At 53.0% G+C, this 17,205-nt stretch carries 15 protein-coding genes and 1 pseudogene; 8 read left to right on the top strand and 8 right to left on the bottom strand.

The annotated features are described in order from the left end of the window. Positions 1 to 219: 219 nt before the first annotated feature. The gene (locus ACQG1Y_RS03760; RefSeq protein WP_001749969.1) at positions 220 to 1,428 is read left to right on the top strand and encodes a type II site-specific deoxyribonuclease; all 1,209 of its coding nucleotides are present in this window, start codon (positions 220 to 222) and stop codon (positions 1,426 to 1,428) included. Positions 1,429 to 1,461: 33 nt separating this feature from the next. Here the strand turns inward: ACQG1Y_RS03760 and ACQG1Y_RS03755 are convergent, their stop codons facing one another. Next, on the bottom strand, positions 1,462 to 2,895 hold the full coding sequence (locus ACQG1Y_RS03755; protein WP_001288432.1) for a DNA cytosine methyltransferase: 1,434 nt from the start codon (positions 2,893 to 2,895) through the stop codon (positions 1,462 to 1,464). Between the two features lie 98 nt (positions 2,896 to 2,993). On the opposite strand from ACQG1Y_RS03755, the pseudogene ACQG1Y_RS03750 reads away from it, so the two are divergent. After that, a pseudogene (locus tag ACQG1Y_RS03750) lies at positions 2,994 to 3,266 on the top strand (IS1 family transposase); the annotation flags it as partial. A gap of 50 nt (positions 3,267 to 3,316) precedes the next feature. Here ACQG1Y_RS03750 and cra read toward each other — a convergent pair. From cra to leuO, 4 genes are all read right to left on the bottom strand, one after another. Further along, positions 3,317 to 4,321 (bottom strand): catabolite repressor/activator, encoded by a 1,005-nt coding sequence (gene cra / locus ACQG1Y_RS03745; RefSeq protein WP_003856369.1) that lies wholly within the window; start codon positions 4,319 to 4,321, stop codon positions 3,317 to 3,319. A 179-nt stretch (positions 4,322 to 4,500) separates the two neighbouring features. Beyond that, the gene (gene ilvN, locus ACQG1Y_RS03740; RefSeq protein ID WP_003856371.1) at positions 4,501 to 4,992 is read right to left on the bottom strand and encodes an acetolactate synthase small subunit; all 492 of its coding nucleotides are present in this window, start codon (positions 4,990 to 4,992) and stop codon (positions 4,501 to 4,503) included. Position 4,993: 1 nt separating this feature from the next. Beyond that, positions 4,994 to 6,718, bottom strand: coding sequence for an acetolactate synthase 3 large subunit (gene ilvI / locus ACQG1Y_RS03735; RefSeq protein ID WP_015572665.1), 1,725 nt, complete (start codon positions 6,716 to 6,718; stop codon positions 4,994 to 4,996). Positions 6,719 to 7,094: 376 nt separating this feature from the next. Continuing rightward, a complete protein-coding gene (gene leuO / locus ACQG1Y_RS03730) occupies positions 7,095 to 8,039 on the bottom strand; it encodes a transcriptional regulator LeuO (RefSeq protein ID WP_426736674.1) in 945 nt (314 codons plus the stop codon). A gap of 628 nt (positions 8,040 to 8,667) precedes the next feature. Between leuO and leuL the strand changes: the two genes are divergently transcribed. From leuL to leuD, 5 genes are all read left to right on the top strand, one after another. After that, a complete protein-coding gene (gene leuL, locus ACQG1Y_RS03725) occupies positions 8,668 to 8,754 on the top strand; it encodes a leu operon leader peptide (protein WP_057979999.1) in 87 nt (28 codons plus the stop codon). A 91-nt stretch (positions 8,755 to 8,845) separates the two neighbouring features. Beyond that, positions 8,846 to 10,417, top strand: a complete 1,572-nt coding sequence (gene leuA, locus ACQG1Y_RS03720; RefSeq protein ID WP_017383789.1) for a 2-isopropylmalate synthase — start codon at positions 8,846 to 8,848, stop codon at positions 10,415 to 10,417. Next, positions 10,417 to 11,508, top strand: a complete 1,092-nt coding sequence (gene leuB, locus ACQG1Y_RS03715; protein WP_017694521.1) for a 3-isopropylmalate dehydrogenase — start codon at positions 10,417 to 10,419, stop codon at positions 11,506 to 11,508. Before leuA ends, leuB begins: the two co-directional genes overlap by 1 nt. 2 nt (positions 11,509 to 11,510) lie before the next feature. Then, positions 11,511 to 12,911 carry a 3-isopropylmalate dehydratase large subunit gene (gene leuC, locus ACQG1Y_RS03710; RefSeq protein WP_017383791.1) on the top strand — a complete coding sequence of 467 codons (1,401 nt, stop codon included), beginning with the start codon at positions 11,511 to 11,513 and terminating at the stop codon, positions 12,909 to 12,911. A 10-nt stretch (positions 12,912 to 12,921) separates the two neighbouring features. Further along, positions 12,922 to 13,527 carry a 3-isopropylmalate dehydratase small subunit gene (leuD, locus tag ACQG1Y_RS03705; protein ID WP_015572662.1) on the top strand — a complete coding sequence of 202 codons (606 nt, stop codon included), beginning with the start codon at positions 12,922 to 12,924 and terminating at the stop codon, positions 13,525 to 13,527. Positions 13,528 to 13,618: 91 nt separating this feature from the next. Here leuD and ACQG1Y_RS03700 read toward each other — a convergent pair whose 3' ends face one another. The 3 genes from ACQG1Y_RS03700 to sgrT form a co-directional block, all read right to left on the bottom strand. After that, on the bottom strand, positions 13,619 to 13,771 hold the full coding sequence (locus ACQG1Y_RS03700) for a Hok/Gef family protein (protein ID WP_010427008.1): 153 nt from the start codon (positions 13,769 to 13,771) through the stop codon (positions 13,619 to 13,621). Positions 13,772 to 13,987: 216 nt separating this feature from the next. Then, positions 13,988 to 15,166, bottom strand: a complete 1,179-nt coding sequence (locus tag ACQG1Y_RS03695; RefSeq protein WP_368740704.1) for a sugar efflux transporter — start codon at positions 15,164 to 15,166, stop codon at positions 13,988 to 13,990. A 121-nt stretch (positions 15,167 to 15,287) separates the two neighbouring features. Next, positions 15,288 to 15,440 carry a glucose uptake inhibitor SgrT gene (gene sgrT / locus ACQG1Y_RS03690; RefSeq protein WP_003856388.1) on the bottom strand — a complete coding sequence of 51 codons (153 nt, stop codon included), beginning with the start codon at positions 15,438 to 15,440 and terminating at the stop codon, positions 15,288 to 15,290. Positions 15,441 to 15,528: 88 nt separating this feature from the next. Between sgrT and sgrR the strand changes: the two genes are divergently transcribed. Beyond that, complete coding sequence (gene sgrR, locus ACQG1Y_RS03685) at positions 15,529 to 17,184, top strand: HTH-type transcriptional regulator SgrR (RefSeq protein ID WP_368740705.1); 1,656 nt, start codon at positions 15,529 to 15,531, stop codon at positions 17,182 to 17,184. The last annotated feature ends 21 nt before the right edge of the window (positions 17,185 to 17,205 follow it).

Below are 17,205 nucleotides of genomic sequence, written 5' to 3'. Positions count from 1 at the left end.
CAGAGCCTCCGTCGCCATGCTCACCTCGCTTTGGTGCACACGAGTATTGAGCATAGTCGAGATTGGTGCAGATCACTTCTGATATTGAACTGTCAGGAGCTGGCTGCACAACAGCCATTACGCCCAATCAACTGGTGCAGTCGTCTTCTGAAAATGACACTGTTTGTATATAATCATGAAAAAATGGTGAGTAGAGTTTCAGGGTAACAGGGGATGCTTATGTCGGTTTTCCACAACTGGCTACTTGAGATCGCATGTGAGAATTACTTCGTCTACATCAAACGCCTTTCCGCCAACGATACCGGCGCAACAGGTGGTCACCAGGTAGGGCTTTATATCCCTTCAGGTATCGTTGAAAAACTCTTTCCGTCTATCAACCATACCCGTGAACTGAACCCTTCGGTTTTTCTCACCGCACATGTGTCATCGCATGATTGCCCTGACAGCGAAGCCAGGGCAATTTATTATAACAGCCGTCATTTTGGTAAAACCCGGAATGAAAAAAGGATTACCCGCTGGGGTAGAGGCAGCCCACTTCAGGATCCTGAAAATACAGGGGCTCTGACGCTCCTGGCTTTCAAGCTTGATGAGCAAGGGGGGGACTGTAAGGAAGTAAATATTTGGGTATGCGCCAGCACTGATGAAGAGGACGTCATTGAGACCGCTATTGGTGAAGTTATACCCGGAGCGCTTATATCCGGCCCCGCAGGACAGATTCTAGGCGGACTATCTCTACAGCAAGCGCCAGTAAATCATAAATATATTCTACCTGAAGACTGGCACCTGCGCTTTCCGTCGGGAAGTGAAATTATTCAGTATGCAGCCAGCCATTATGTGAAAAATTCCCTTGATCCGGATGAGCAACTTCTTGACCGCCGGCGCGTGGAGTACGACATATTTCTATTGGTTGAGGAACTGCATGTTCTGGATATCATCCGGAAAGGATTTGGCTCTGTGGATGAATTTATTGCGCTGGCCAATTCTGTCAGCAATCGCCGTAAATCCAGAGCCGGGAAGTCGCTGGAACTGCACCTGGAGCATCTATTCATTGAGCACGGCCTGCGACACTTTGCGACGCAGGCCATCACAGAAGGTAATAAAAAACCCGATTTCCTTTTCCCTTCCGCAGGGGCTTACCACGATACTGAGTTTCCCGTAGAAAATCTGCGCATGCTGGCAGTCAAGACTACCTGTAAGGATCGCTGGCGTCAGATACTGAATGAGGCCGATAAAATTCATCAGGTGCATCTGTTTACACTCCAGGAGGGAGTTTCTCTGGCTCAATATCGGGAGATGCGGGAGTCGGGTGTCAGATTGGTCGTGCCATCATCTCTGCACAAAAAATACCCGGAGGCGGTGAGAGCTGAGCTAATGACGCTAGGTGCGTTTATTGCTGAGCTGACAGGGCTTTACGCAGATATTCCATAGATTATCTCCCGGCATAAATACCGGGAGGAGCGATCAGATTCGTTCAACCTTGCACGAATCGGCATTAACCGCTTTCAGGATATAAGGTTCAAGCAGTTTGGCTACGGCTTCAAACACGGGCACCACTACGGAGTTACCGAACTGCCTGTACGACTGAGTGTCTGACACAGGAATGCGAAAAGGCCTGCCATCTACTTTTTCAAAACCCATAAGGCGCGCGCACTCTCGCGGAGTCAGCCTGCGGGGCCGATGCGCCTGATTTTCTTCGTTCGCGAAGTCTGTTTCACCTGTGGCCATATCCCAGCCACGGTCTATCAGAATTTCAGACCCGTCTTTGTGATAGCGAGCAGAAAGCGTACGGGCAATGCTTTCTTTATTTTCAGGATTAACGAGGCCAAAACCGAATCCGTTACCCTTAGCTGCGTGCTTTTTGGCGTAGTTATAGAGATACTCCCAGAGTTTCGGCGTCAGTATATATTTGCTGTCAACCACGGGTTCCAGCAGTTCGCCAAATGACGGACGCTGTTCCGGATAAAAACGACTAATATCGCGCAGGGTAAAGCCCTGGTGAATGTTCAGATCACGGCGGAAACCGACCAAAACGATACGTTCTCGGTGCTGAGGTAAAAAGTGCTTTCCGTCGATAACTTTAGGATCGTTTTTGCCCATCTCAGCTGCATCCGCAACTTCATAGCCCAGTTCGTCGAGGGTATCCATGATGACTTTAAAGGTTTTACCCTTGTCATGGCTCTTCAGGTTTTTAACGTTTTCAAGAACAAAGATGGCAGGTTTTTTTGCGCGGATAATACGCGCCACATCGAAGAAAAGCGTTCCCTGAGCCTCACATTCGAAACCATGCGCGCGCCCGAGCGAGTTTTTCTTGCTTACGCCCGCAAGGCTAAACGGTTGACAGGGGAAACCTGCTAGAAGTACATCATGATCCGGCACATGCTCATTAATGTAAGCATAGGCATCGTTTTCAGGTACTTCAGGTTTATCACTGAGCGTGACTTCACGAATATCGAGATTGAAAGTGTGTTCCTGAGCATCGTTAAACCAGTTAGCTTTATATGTGCGCACAGCCTCTTTATTCCATTCACTGGTAAAAACGCACTGGCCACCGATGGTTTCGAAGCCCTTCCGTATACCTCCAATCCCAGCAAACAGGTCAATAAACCGGAAGGCATAGTCAGGGTGATGTGCAGGCGCTTCCGGAAGCATTTTTCGTAGAAGTTCCTCTTCGGCTAACGTCAGCGTCTTAGGTGAGCACTTACCATTAATCCAGCGATTAAGAGTCTCGCGACTCCACTCATTTTTACCAACTTTTCTAAGCAGTTCAGCCACGTACTTCTGGTCATAGATTTCCAGCACCTGCCCGAGCAGCTTTTTATCATTTTCCTGTCGCAGTTGTTCTTCCGCTTCTGCTTTCTCAAGCAGATCCTGCGCCAGTAATTCAAATTCAGACATATTGCCTCCATTGGGTCTTATGGGTGAAACTGTATCACTCATTTGACCCAGATTGAATGTTTTTATCTGGATATTTAAACAGGTTTATTGTTAGGTAACGCACGTTGGCCACGCTGGAGCGTCTTCTGGGCCTGCTGTCGGCCTTTGAGGTCGTGGTATGGATGACGGATGGCTGGCCGCTGTATGAACCCCGCCTGAAGGGAAAGCTGCACGTTATCAGCAAGCGTTACACTCAGCGCATTGAGCGACATAACCTGAATCTGAGACAACATCTGGCAAGGCTGGGACGGAAGTCACTGTCGTTCTCAAAATCGGTGGAGCTGCATGACAAGGTCATCGGGCATTATCTGAACATAAAACACTATCAGTAAGTTGGAGTCATTACCGCAAAAGGGGCAGTTTTACCGCCCCTGTGGAAATATTAATGGCGGCTCAAAATCCCGCGCCGATAGAGATTACGTTTGATACGCGTAAGCCCGGGTTTCGGTTTGCGAGGTTCATCCAGGCTTGCCAGAACAATCTCAAGCACGCGCTCGGCGACGTCGCGGTGACGCTGAGCCACGGCCAGCACCGGACATTGCAGGAAGTCGAGCAGTTCGTTATCGCCGAAGGTCGCAATCGCCAGATCGGATGGCAGCTTGCCATCGCGACGTAACGTCACGTCCATCACCCCCTGCAACAGGGCAAACGAGGTGGTAAACAACGCCTGCGGCATCGGGTGCGTTTCCAGCCATTTCTCGAACAGCTGAGCAGCCGCTTCGCGCTCATAGCTGTTGGCATACAGATAATGAACGTCACGCGGATCGTCTTTCCACGCCGTACGGAACCCTTGTTCACGCAGGAAGCTCACGGATAGTTCAGGCAAAGCGCCAAGATAGAGCACCGTTTCCGCCGGGAAGGTACGCAGCTCGGCAGCCAGCATTTCTGCATCGTCCTGATCGGCACCTACGACGCTGGTGAAATGTTCACGATCCAAAGCACGATCCAGCGCCACAATCGGGAATGGATCGTTCGCCCAGCGCTGATAGAAAGGATGCTCGGGTGGTAAAGAGGTCGACACGATGATGGCGTCAACCTGACGTTGCAGCAGATGCTCAATGCAGCGCATCTCGTTGTCGGGCTGATCCTCGGAGCAGGCAATCAACAGCTGATAGCCCCGCTGACGAGCCTGACGTTCAAGATAGTTGGCGATGCGGGTATAGCTGGTGTTTTCCAGATCCGGGATCACCAGGCCAATCGAGCGGGTGCGTCCGGCACGTAAACCTGCGGCGACAGCATTCGGATGGTAATTATGCTCACGAACGACTGCCATCACTTTCTCAACGGTCTTATCGCTGACACGATACTGCTTTGCTTTACCGTTAATCACATAGCTGGCCGTGGTTCTCGACACGCCGGCGAGCCGGGCGATTTCATCCAGTTTCACAATTGCCCCTCAAAAAAAGAAAAAAGTCCATGGCCCTGTCAAGGTTATGGTTAAATATTTTAACATCTAAACGCAGAATAGCTTTCACGGCAACCGCTTTTGTCCGCGTTGTCGGTGGATTACGCAAAAAAAAGCCCGGCTTTGGCTACCGGGCTGAAAGAGGCGAACCTTTTGCGCAACTAACGCATGATTTTATCGCCGCGCGAGAGGCCAACAACGCCAGAGCGCGCAACTTCAACAATTTTTGCCACATCCCTGACGGAGGCCAGGAACGCATCCAGCTTATCGCTCGTTCCGGCAAGCTGCACAGTATATATAGAAGGCGTGACGTCAATGATCTGCCCACGGAAAATATCCGTGTTACGCTTGACCTCTTCACGGCCATAACCGCTGGCCTGAATTTTCACCAGCATCACTTCACGTTCGACGTAAGCCCCCTGCCCCAGCTCGCTGACGCGCAACACGTCCACCAGCTTGTGCAATTGCTTTTCGATCTGCTCAAGCACTTTCGCATCGCCGACAGTCTGGATCGTCATGCGGGAGAGCGTTGGATCATCGGTCGGCGCAACGGTCAGGCTTTCAATGTTGTATCCGCGCTGCGCAAAAAGCCCAATGACGCGTGACAGTGCGCCCGACTCATTTTCCAGTAATACAGATAATATCCGGCGCATATCAGGTTCTCTCCGTTTTGCTTAACCACATTTCATCCATACCACCGCCACGGATATGCATCGGATAAACGTGCTCTGTGCCGTCTACGATGACGTCCATGAAGACGAGGCGATTGTTTTTAACGTGCTCAAGCGCTTCGCCGAGCTTCGCTTCCAGCTCTGACGGATCGGTTACCCGCATGCCAATATGACCATAGGCTTCAGCCAGACGGACAAAGTCCGGAAGTGACTTCATATAAGACTGAGAGTGACGGCCGGAATAAATCATATCCTGCCACTGCTTCACCATACCGAGGTAACCGTTATTCAGGTTAAGCACCAGCACTGGCAACTCATATTGCAGCGCAGTAGAAAGCTCCTGAATATTCATCTGTATACTGCCATCACCCGTTACGCAGATAACCGTTTCGTTCGGCAACGCCAGCTTCACCCCCAGCGCGGCGGGCAGACCAAAGCCCATCGTGCCAAGCCCGCCTGAGTTGATCCAGCGACGCGGTTTATCAAACGGGTAATACAACGCAGCGAACATCTGATGCTGGCCTACGTCAGAAGTGACATACGCCTCGCCTTTGGTCAGATGCCAGATCGTCTCGATCACCGCCTGCGGCTTGATGTTTTCACTCTGCGTGTCGTATTTAAGGCACTGACGGCCGCGCCATTGTTCGATTTGTTGCCACCAGTCACGGATCTCATCCAGCGGTTGAGAGGCGGTCTCCTGCGCCAGCAGTTCCAACATTTGATCCAGCACCTGTCGTGCGTCCCCCACGATGGGCACATCCGCCGGCACCGTTTTAGAGATAGAAGTAGGATCGATATCAATGTGTAGCACCGTCGCATTCGGACAGTATTTCGCCAGGTTATTGGTGGTGCGATCGTCAAAACGTACGCCGACGGCAAAAATCACATCAGAATGGTGCATCGTCATATTGGCTTCATAGGTGCCATGCATACCCAGCATGCCCAGCGCCTGACGGTGGGTAGCCGGGAATGCCCCCAGCCCCATCAGCGATGACGCGACAGGAAGGTTCAGCTTCTCAATCAGTTCGCGTAGTTGCGTTTCACAGGCTGCATTGACGGCGCCGCCCCCCACATAGACTACGGGCTTTTTCGCAGCCAGCAGCGTTTGCAGCGCACGCTTAATCTGGCCTTTGTGCCCTTGCGTCGTCGGATTATACGAACGCATGCTCACCGACTCAGGCCACAGGTAAGGCAGTTTATTCGCGGGATTGAGAATATCTTTTGGCAGATCGACAACCACTGGCCCAGGACGACCGCTGGCGGCCAGCCAGAAGGCTTTTTTCAGCACGCCCGGGATATCTTCCGTTTGCTTAACCAGAAAGCTGTGCTTCACCACGGGGCGTGAGATCCCCACCATGTCGCATTCCTGAAACGCATCATAGCCAATCAGTGACGTCGCCACCTGTCCGGAGAGAATGACCAGTGGAATAGAGTCCATATACGCAGTCGCAATGCCGGTGATGGCATTGGTCGCTCCCGGCCCCGAAGTGACCAGCACTACACCCACTTCGCCCGTGGCGCGGGCCAGGCCGTCAGCCATATGCACAGCAGCCTGTTCATGACGAACCAGAACATGATCAATACCGCCTACCGTGTGCAGCGCGTCATAAATATCGAGAACCGCGCCTCCGGGATAGCCGAACACTTGTTTCACGCCCTGATCGATAAGCGATCGGACGACCATTTCCGCGCCAGACAACATCTCCATGCTTTGCCTCCAGGCTTTTGTTATAGACGGTCAACAGAATTCATTTCCGCGCCGTCTTCTGACAGGATAAACCCATCTTATAATGTGCAGAGTGAGGGATACCTTAACCGCTCGTTATGAGGCAGGCAATTAGCAAACGGAATGCGGGAATGGGCAATAAAAGCAGAAAAAATAGCTGTCAGACACGAATATGGTGGATTCGTCTGGTATGAGGGGAGACGCTAATAATTCATCTCTTAAAAAGAGGATGGATCAGGAAATCATCTATTTTTAAGCCGCCCTGAGCGTCTGAAAAAATTCGCACAGAACAAAATATTGCCTGCATAAAAAATCACAGAATAAACCACATGGCACCATGCGGTTTATTCACCCTGACTTATCGACGACAAATATTGATCAGCAACTCTTCCATCCACTGGTGCCCTTTATCCCGCCCCGCCGCTTCATGCCAGGAAAGATAACAGGTACGGCTATTCAGCTTGAGCGGCAGAGGTAAAATTTGCAGGCTCAGCGAATCGGAGAACTCTTCAGCAAGCCAGCGCGGTGCAATAGCGACTAGCTGCGTCTGAGAAACGACATTTAAAACGCTGACCATCGCCATCCCCTGATAGGCCACGCTGGCTTGTTTATCGGCAGTGTCATACCACGGCTGACTGAACGAAGCATATCTGTCCAGAGCAACAACGGCATGCTGCTCGCTGTAAACATCGCTTTCACGCAGCGGCGAATTCATGCGTGGATGTTTTTTGCTGGCGACTAACACCATTTCATCTTTAAACAACTGAACACAGGCAAACTCTGGACGGCGAAACTCTTCGTAGCCCAGAACGAACTCCGTTTCCTGATAACGAAGCTGGTGCTCAGTGTTTTGATTTAAAGATGATTTAAAAACGAGATGAATATTAGGAGCAATCTGTTCAACTTTATTATATATAACAGACGTCAAATAATTGTCTAACGGACTGCAAACACAGAGATGGAAAACCCGCTCACTGCTTAAAGGTTCAAACCCTGAGCCGGGAAGCTCATTTTGAACCAGCTGTAGCGCCTGACGAATCGAACCGAATAGCTGGAATGCACGCGCCGTGGGCTGGATACCTCTTCCATACCGGACGAATAACTCGTCGTTAAACATCACCTTAAGTCTGGCTACGGCATTACTCACGGCAGGTTGAGACATTCCCAGAGATTGCGCTGCTCGCGTAATATTCTGCTCCTGCATAACTGCATCAAATACAGTTAACAGGTTGAGATCCACTGTGCGTAACTGAGGCTTAACCCCATCATAAGGCTGTGGTTGGTTAATATTATTTTCTGGCATTTCTGACTCCACTGTCACGCTAAATTCCCTTTGCCAAAGTACAGTAATAACTTCGAAAAATATGATTTACCATGCATATACAACAAGCGAAAGGAAATTATTTAAAATTCAGAATATATAAAGAACCCTCATTCAAGAGATGGCATTAAGCATTCCCTGAATGAAGAGCTAAAAATCGTTCAAATGATATCTAAAACTTTAATGCAGGCATGAAACCATAAAGCAGGCAAATACACAATCACCGCCTTAGTTAATAATAACTTAAGTATTATTAAACTATGAAGAGCATACACCACGATTTCATTAACAAAATGATATCAATATTGATAACTTTCCCGCCCGCGATTCATTCATAAAACTTATAACTCAATGAAATAAAACACATTCCATTTCACAGCACATCGGTAAAAATACTGTGTTCAATTGCTACCAATTATATTCAAATTATTCCAGAGATGAATCTCAAGTCCAATAATAGACAATTAAATCGGTTAACAGCGTAAAAACCAGCACAATTAGCTAATGTGTTTATCCTGCGCTGAGTGGCCGTTTTGCCTGAGAGGGGTTGACATGAGTCGGCGTATCCAGTACCACTAAAAGCATATCGCATTCATCTGGAGCACGATTCATGATTCGCACCCTTCGTTTCACCGGTCTACTACTACTAAACGCATCCACTGTGCGCGGTAGACTGGCGGGCGAAATTCAGCGTTGAATCGTCTTCAGTAAAACTAAAAACCCGCGCCACTGCGCGGGTTTTTTTATGCTCGTAGCAAGGCGCCCTAAGACTGACAAGGACCTAACCCATGAGCCAGCAAGTCGTTATTTTCGATACTACTTTACGTGACGGTGAACAGGCATTACAGGCGAGCCTGAGTGTTAAAGAAAAACTGCAAATTGCGCTGGCCCTCGAACGCATGGGTGTAGACGTAATGGAAGTCGGCTTTCCCGTCTCCTCGCCGGGTGATTTCGAGTCAGTACAGACCATCGCCCGCACCATCAAAAACAGCCGCGTGTGCGGTCTGGCTCGCTGCGTTGAGAAAGATATTGATGTGGCCGCGGAATCCCTGAAAGTTGCAGAAGCCTTCCGTATCCATACATTCATTGCCACCTCCCCCATGCACATAGCAACCAAGTTGCGCAGCACGCTGGATGAAGTGATCGAACGTGCGGTGTATATGGTTAAACGCGCGCGTAACTACACTGATGACGTCGAATTCTCCTGTGAAGATGCAGGCCGCACGCCGATTGACGATTTGGCCCGTGTAGTGGAAGCCGCGATTAATGCCGGAGCCAGAACCATCAACATCCCGGATACCGTCGGCTACACCATGCCGTTTGAGTTCTCTAACATCATCACCGGCCTGTACGACCGCGTACCTAATATTGATAAAGCCATCATCTCTGTTCACACCCACGATGATTTGGGTCTGGCTGTGGGCAATGCCATCGCTGCCGTCCACGCCGGCGCGCGTCAGGTAGAAGGGGCAATGAACGGCATTGGTGAACGCGCCGGCAACTGCTCGCTGGAAGAAGTGATCATGGCGATCAAGGTGCGCAAAGACATTATGAACGTACACACTCGCATCAATCACAACGAAATCTGGCGCACCAGCCAGACCGTGAGCCAGATTTGCAATATGCCGATCCCGGCGAACAAGGCGATTGTTGGTACTGGCGCGTTCGCTCACTCCTCCGGTATTCACCAGGATGGCGTGCTGAAGAACCGTGAAAACTACGAAATCATGACTCCGGAATCCATCGGTCTGAACCAGGTTCAGCTGAACCTGACCTCGCGCTCTGGCCGCGCGGCGGTCAAACACCGTATGGAAGAGATGGGGTATCAGGACAGCGATTACAACATGGATCAGCTGTACGACGCATTCCTGAAACTGGCTGACAAGAAAGGCCAGGTCTTCGATTACGACCTGGAAGCGCTGGCATTCATCAACAAACAGCAGGAAGAGCCAGAACACTTCCGTCTGGACTACTTCACCGTTCAGTCAGGCTCAAGTGATATCGCTACCGCCTCCGTCAAGCTGGCCTGCGGCGATGAAATTAAAGCGGAAGCCGCCAACGGTAACGGCCCTGTGGATGCCATTTACCAGGCGATTAACCGCGTCACTGAGTACGACGTAGAGCTGGTGAAATACGACCTGACGGCAAAAGGGCACGGTAAAGACGCCCTGGGCCAGGTTGATATCGTGGTGAACTACAACGGCCGACGCTTCCACGGCGTGGGCCTGGCGACCGATATCGTTGAATCCTCCGCGAAAGCGATGGTGCATGTTCTGAACAACATCTGGCGCGCCGCCGAAGTCGAAAAAGAGTTGCAACGCAAAGCTCAGAATAAAGAGAACAACAAGGAAACCGTGTGATGTCGAAGAATTACCATATTGCTGTGTTGCCGGGTGACGGTATTGGCCCGGAAGTGATGACACAGGCGCTGAAAGTACTGGAAGCCGTACGTTCGCGTTTTGCGATGAAAATTACCACCAGCCATTACGACGTGGGCGGTATTGCCATTGATAACCACGGTACTCCCCTGCCGAAAGGGACTGTAGAAGGCTGCGAGAATGCCGATGCCGTTCTGTTTGGATCCGTGGGTGGCCCTAAGTGGGAACATTTGCCTCCAGCAGAGCAGCCAGAGCGCGGCGCGCTGCTGCCGCTGCGTAAACACTTCAAACTGTTCAGCAACCTGCGTCCGGCGAAGCTGTACCCGGGGCTGGAAGAGTTTTGCCCGCTGCGCGCCGATATCGCCGCCAACGGTTTCGACATCCTGTGCGTGCGTGAGCTGACCGGCGGGATCTACTTCGGTCAGCCAAAAGGCCGCGAAGGCAGCGGTCAGCATGAGAAAGCGTTTGATACGGAGGTGTATCACCGTTTTGAAATTGAACGTATCGCTCATATCGCGTTTGAGTCAGCGCGCAAACGCCGCCGTAAAGTGACCTCTATTGATAAAGCGAACGTGCTCCAGTCGTCTATTTTGTGGCGCGAAATCGTCAGTGAAGTTGCCAGGCAGTACCCGGACGTTGAGCTGTCACATATGTATATCGACAACGCAACGATGCAGCTGATCAAAGATCCGTCCCAGTTTGACGTGCTGCTGTGCTCCAACCTGTTCGGCGATATTCTCTCGGATGAGTGCGCGATGATCACCGGCTCCATGGGCATGCTGCCCTCGGCCAGCCTGAACGAAGAAGGCTTTGGCCTGTACGAACCGGCGGGCGGCTCCGCGCCGGATATCGCAGGTAAAAACATCGCCAACCCGATTGCGCAGATCCTCTCCCTGGCTCTGCTGCTGCGCTACAGCCTGGATGCAGGCGATGCAGCAACCGCAATTGAAAACGCCATTAACCGGGCGTTAGAAGAAGGCGTCCGTACCGGTGATTTAGCACGCGGCACGGCGGCAGTCAGTACCGATGAAATGGGCGACATCATTGCCCGCTATGTCGCTGAAGGGGTGTAATCATGGCTAAGACGTTATATGAGAAGTTGTTTGATGCGCACGTTGTTTACGAGGCGCCAAACGAAACCCCACTGTTGTACATCGACCGTCATCTGGTACACGAAGTGACCTCTCCTCAGGCATTTGACGGCCTGCGCGCGCATAAGCGCCCGGTACGTCAGCCGGGTAAAACCTTCGCCACGATGGATCACAACGTTTCCACCCAGACCAAAGACATCAATGCATCTGGCGAGATGGCGCGTATCCAGATGCAGGAGCTGATTAAGAACTGTAACGAGTTTGGCGTGGAGCTGTACGATCTGAACCACCCCTATCAGGGCATCGTCCACGTAATGGGGCCTGAGCAGGGTATTACTCTGCCGGGCATGACCATCGTCTGCGGTGACTCCCACACCGCGACGCACGGCGCATTTGGCGCCCTGGCGTTCGGGATTGGGACCTCTGAAGTTGAACACGTTCTGGCGACGCAGACCCTGAAGCAGGGCCGCGCCAAAACCATGAAGATTGAAGTGAAGGGTAAAGCTGCGCCGGGTATCACCGCGAAAGATATCGTGCTGGCGATTATCGGCAAAACCGGCAGCGCAGGCGGCACCGGTCACGTCGTGGAATTCTGCGGCGACGCTATCCAGGCGCTGAGCATGGAAGGTCGTATGACCCTGTGCAACATGGCCATTGAGATGGGCGCCAAAGCAGGCCTGGTGGCCCCAGACGAAACCACCTTCAACTATGTGAAGGGGCGTCTGCATGCCCCGAAAGGACAGGATTTTGACGACGCGGTAGCGTACTGGAAAACCCTGAAAACGGACGAGGGGGCAATTTTTGATACCGTTGTGACGTTACAGGCGGAAGAGATCGCCCCGCAGGTCACCTGGGGCACCAACCCGGGCCAGGTGATTTCCGTCAACGACAGCATTCCTGACCCGGCCTCCTTTGCCGATCCGGTCGAACGTGCCAGTGCGGAAAAAGCGCTGGCCTATATGGGGCTGAAGCCCGGCGTGCCGTTGACCGACGTGAGCATTGATAAAGTGTTCATCGGCTCCTGTACCAACTCCCGTATTGAAGATTTACGCGCAGCGGCAGAAATTGCTAAAGGCCGCAAAGTGGCGCCGGGCGTGCAGGCGCTGGTTGTGCCGGGCTCCGGGCCGGTGAAAGCCCAGGCGGAAGCGGAGGGTCTGGATAAGATCTTTATTGAAGCAGGCTTCGAGTGGCGCCTGCCCGGCTGCTCCATGTGTCTGGCCATGAACAACGACCGCCTGAATCCGGGCGAGCGCTGTGCCTCCACCAGCAACCGTAACTTTGAAGGCCGTCAGGGCCGCGGTGGGCGCACCCACCTGGTCAGCCCGGCAATGGCCGCCGCTGCGGCAGTCACCGGTCATTTCGCCGATATTCGCAGCCTGAAATAAGGAGACAATCATGGCAGAGAAATTTACCCAACATACGGGCCGGGTTGTCCCTCTGGACGCCGCTAACGTCGATACTGACGCGATCATTCCTAAGCAGTTTTTGCAGAAAGTGACGCGCACGGGTTTTGGTGCGCATCTGTTCAACGACTGGCGTTTCCTCGACGATAAAGGCGAAGTGCCGAACCCGGAATTCGTCCTGAACTTTCCGGAATACAAAGGGGCTTCCATTCTGCTGGCGCGGGAAAACTTTGGCTGCGGATCGTCGCGTGAACATGCGCCCTGGGCATTAACCGACTACGGCTTTAAGGTGGTTATCGCCCCGAGCTTCGCGGATATCTTCTACGGCAACAGCTTCAACAACCAGCTGCTGCCGGTGACGCTGAGTGACGAACAGGTCGATGAACTGTTTGCGCTGGTGCAGGCGAATCCGGGGATTTCGTTTGAGGTGGATCTGGAAGCGGAAGTGGTGAAAGCAGGGGATAAGATCTACAGCTTCAGCATTGATGCGTTCCGCCGCCACTGCATGCTGAACGGTCTGGATAGCATTGGCCTGACGCTGCAACACGAAGAGGCTATCTCCGCTTACGAGAAAAAACAGCCTGCGTTTATGGGTTAAAGGCAATGGCCCGCAGGGCGCGGGCCATTGATAAGGGTGCGTTGAGGCTCAACCACTCTGGAGAGGCGGGGAAAACTCCCCGCCAATACTGCTAACGTTTTGCTTCGTAAGCCAACACTGCCGCCAGCTCTGTTTTCTCCTGTCTGAAGTGCAGCTCACACAGCGAGTCGCGCACCATCCAGGTGAAGATCAACAGCGTCGTACAGATCAGAAACAAACCTAACAGCAGAGTACGTTTTGGCATTCCAGCCTCCTTATTGCTTTTCGGCAATGAAGAGACTAACCTCGCAATGATCGTTGTGAAGTTTGTCTCCCCATCAGTTTTTTGATGTGGGACTCTCCACTGTTTGCCTCTTGCGAAAGCCTGAGGCAAACAGCCTCAAGCACCCGCCACGCACTCTATGCGCCTTCTCGGCGCCTGTCAGAAAATCGTTTCATTTCGTGAAGCCGCCTTCCAGAATCAAACGTCTTTTACCCGGCACGTCAGTATCAGCGTGACAAGCGAAATCGCTGCGATCACCCAGTACACGGATGCATGCCCATAGCTTTGCGACAGCGCCCCCTGAATTACCCCTGCCAGAATCACGCCGGTAGAGATACTGTTGGTAAACAGCGTGGTCGCGGAGCCTGCGCGCCCCGGCATTAAATCCTGGAACCAGAGCATGCCTATCCCGGCAACGATGCCGATAAATACCGCGTTAAACAGCTGTAACGCCAGCAAGGCTTCACGCGAATGGAACAGGTTCAGCCCCGCGTAGAACAGTACCCCGGCCGCCACGGCGACGACCATCATCCGACGCTTTCCGAAACGTTTGACGTAGTAACCCGCCAGAATCATCGCCGGGATCTCCAGCCCGGCAGCGGTGCCCATCAGAATACCCGCCAGCTTGTCGGGCAGTCCCAGATCGCTGCTGATCCACAGCGGCATATCAATAATGTACATGGTGTTGCAGGTCCACATCAGCGTGGAGGCGATAAACAACATGCGGACGTTTTTATCCTGCCAGCCGCTCACCTGCATGATGGGCTTGTCCGTCACCTGCTCTACGCGCGCCACCGATGGCAGCGCAAAGGCTATCAGCGCCAGGCTGATGACAAAAATCCCCGCCGCGATGGAAAACATGGTGGTGAAGCCGTAGTTCAGCGCCAGCATAAACGCCAGCGGCGGACCGATGACCCACGCGAGAGAGAGCTGCGCACGCATCACCGAGCTGAACATCACCACTTCCCTCGCCGAGCTGTCGGCGTACTCCCGGGCCAGGGCGAACAGTTGCGGCATCGCGGTGTTCGCCAGAGAGGCCAGCAGCACGCCGCAGGTAATGAGCGTCAGGTAATGGCGGTTGAAGGCAAACAGCAGCGCGTTGCCCACGGCCATGGCGCAACAAAAGAGGATCAGCTTGCGGCGATCGCCCTGGCTGTCGGATCGTTTCGCCAGCCACAGGCTGACGAGGATCCCGGCAATGGCGTTGACGGTGTAGAACAGACCCACCCAAAACGGCTGCGCCCCCACCTCGCGGCTGAGAAACAGGCTCAACGTCGGCGCCTGTAGCGCGCCGGCCACGCCCATCATGAAGGCCACCAGCATAAAAGCGGCGTACACGCCATTCAGGCGTCGCCCCATCGTCATCAACCAGAGCATGCGCAAGTCCTTATGAAAGCGAATCGAAATTGGGTGAAATAGTAAACGAAAAAAGCCAGCAAAAAACATTTTGCTGGCGGGTGATTAGCACCAATACTCAGTCACACATGATCGAGGCGAGTTAGCGAGAAGAGGTCGGTTTCGTAACGTCCCACTGCATCAGATCTTCCAGTATTCTCAGCCGCTGCTCTGCGCACTGGCGGGCCAGCCAGGACACTCCCTTTGTCGCTGAAAAATAGTGCTGATAAAACTGACGTGCGGTAGACCTCTTCATAATTTACCTCCTCGCTTCATCGAAAAGGATTATTGGCTTAATATAGGGATTAATAAATTGCTGATTTTTTGTCAGGAGTTCCCCTTTTATGCCTTCCGGTCGTCTGCAACAACAATTTATCCGCCTCTGGCAGTGCTGCGAGGGGCAATCGCGGGAGACCACGCTGAACGAGCTGGCCGAGCTCCTCAACTGCTCCCGGCGTCATATGCGCACACTCCTTAATACCATGCAGCAGCAGGGCTGGCTAAACTGGGAGGCCGAAGCCGGACGCGGCAAGCGTTCGCGCCTGACTTTCCTTTATAGCGGCCTGGCGTTACAGCAACAGCGGGCGGAGGATCTGCTGGAGCAGGACCGCATCGATCAGCTGGTCCAGCTGGTGGGCGACAAAGCCGCCGTGCGCCAGATGCTGGTCTCGCATCTGGGACGCAGCTTTCGTCAGGGACGCCACATTCTGCGGGTACTTTACTACCGCCCAATGAAAAATCTGTTGCCCGGTACGGCGTTACGTCGCTCTGAAACCCACATGGCCCGGCAGATTTTCAGCGGCCTGACGCGGATAAATGAGGAAAACGGGGAACTGGAAGCGGATATTGCCCATCACTGGCAACAGGTGTCTCCGCTGCACTGGCGCTTCTTTCTACGCCCCGGCATTCATTTCCACCATGGACGCGAGCTGGAGATGCGCGACGTTATCGCCTCTTTAGAGCGCGCCCGCACGCTGCCGCTCTATTCGCATATCGCACGGATCCACTCTCCAACTGCCTGGACGCTGGATATTGAGCTTTCGCAGCCGGACAAATGGCTTCCGTGGCTTCTGGGCTACGTGCCATCAATGATCCTGCCTGCCGAGTGGCGATCCCTGAACAATTTTTCCAGCCAGCCGATTGGTACGGGCCCCTACTCCGTTTCACGGAACAACAGTAATCAACTGAAGATCCGCGCCTTTGATGATTACTTTGGCTATAGGGCGTTGATCGACGAAGTGAACGTCTGGGTGTTACCGGATCTCAACGAAGAACTGAGCGCAGGCCTGACCCTGGAAGGGCCAACAGCCGGTGAAAAGGCGTTCGAAAGCCGCCTGGAGGAGGGCTGCTACTACCTGCTCTTTGATGGCCGCAGCCATCGCGGGGCAAACCACGACGTCCGCAGGTGGATAAGCCATATTCTGGCGCCCGCTAACCTGATTTATCACGCAGAGGAGCAATACCAGACCTGGTGGTTCCCGGCCTATGGCCTGCTCCCACGCTGGCACCATGCGCAGCCCGTCCGCAGTGAAAAGCCTGCCGGACTGGAGACCATCACCCTCAGCTACTATCGCGATCACATTGAGCATCGTTTTCTGGCGAGGATCATGAGCACGCTGCTGGCAGCCGAAGGCGTGACGCTGGCGATTCAGGAAGTCGATTATGATGAATGGCATCGCGGAGACGTCATCAGCGATATCTGGCTCAACAGCGCAAACTTTACGCTGCCGCTTGATTTCTCGCTCTTTTCTCACCTGTACGAAGTGCCCCTGATTCAGCACTGTATCAACCGGGACTGGCAGCAGGACGCCGCGCGGTGGCGGGCGGGAGAAATGGATCTGGCCGCCTGGTGTCAGGAATTACTGACCGGGCAGACGATCGTACCGCTGATTCACCACTGGCTGCTGATCCAGGGGCAGCGCAGCATGCGCGGCCTGCGGATGAATACCCTCGGCTGGTTTGATTTTAAATCCGCCTGGTTTGCGCCGCCGGAGCCATAACGCTTTCGTAATATTCACCAA

Source organism: Enterobacter cloacae complex sp. 397G4 (assembly GCF_050031515.1).
GTDB lineage: Bacteria > Pseudomonadota > Gammaproteobacteria > Enterobacterales > Enterobacteriaceae > Enterobacter > Enterobacter hormaechei_C.
The sequence above is the reverse complement of the archived record's forward strand: the minus strand, read 5'-3'. Positions and strand labels throughout refer to the sequence as shown.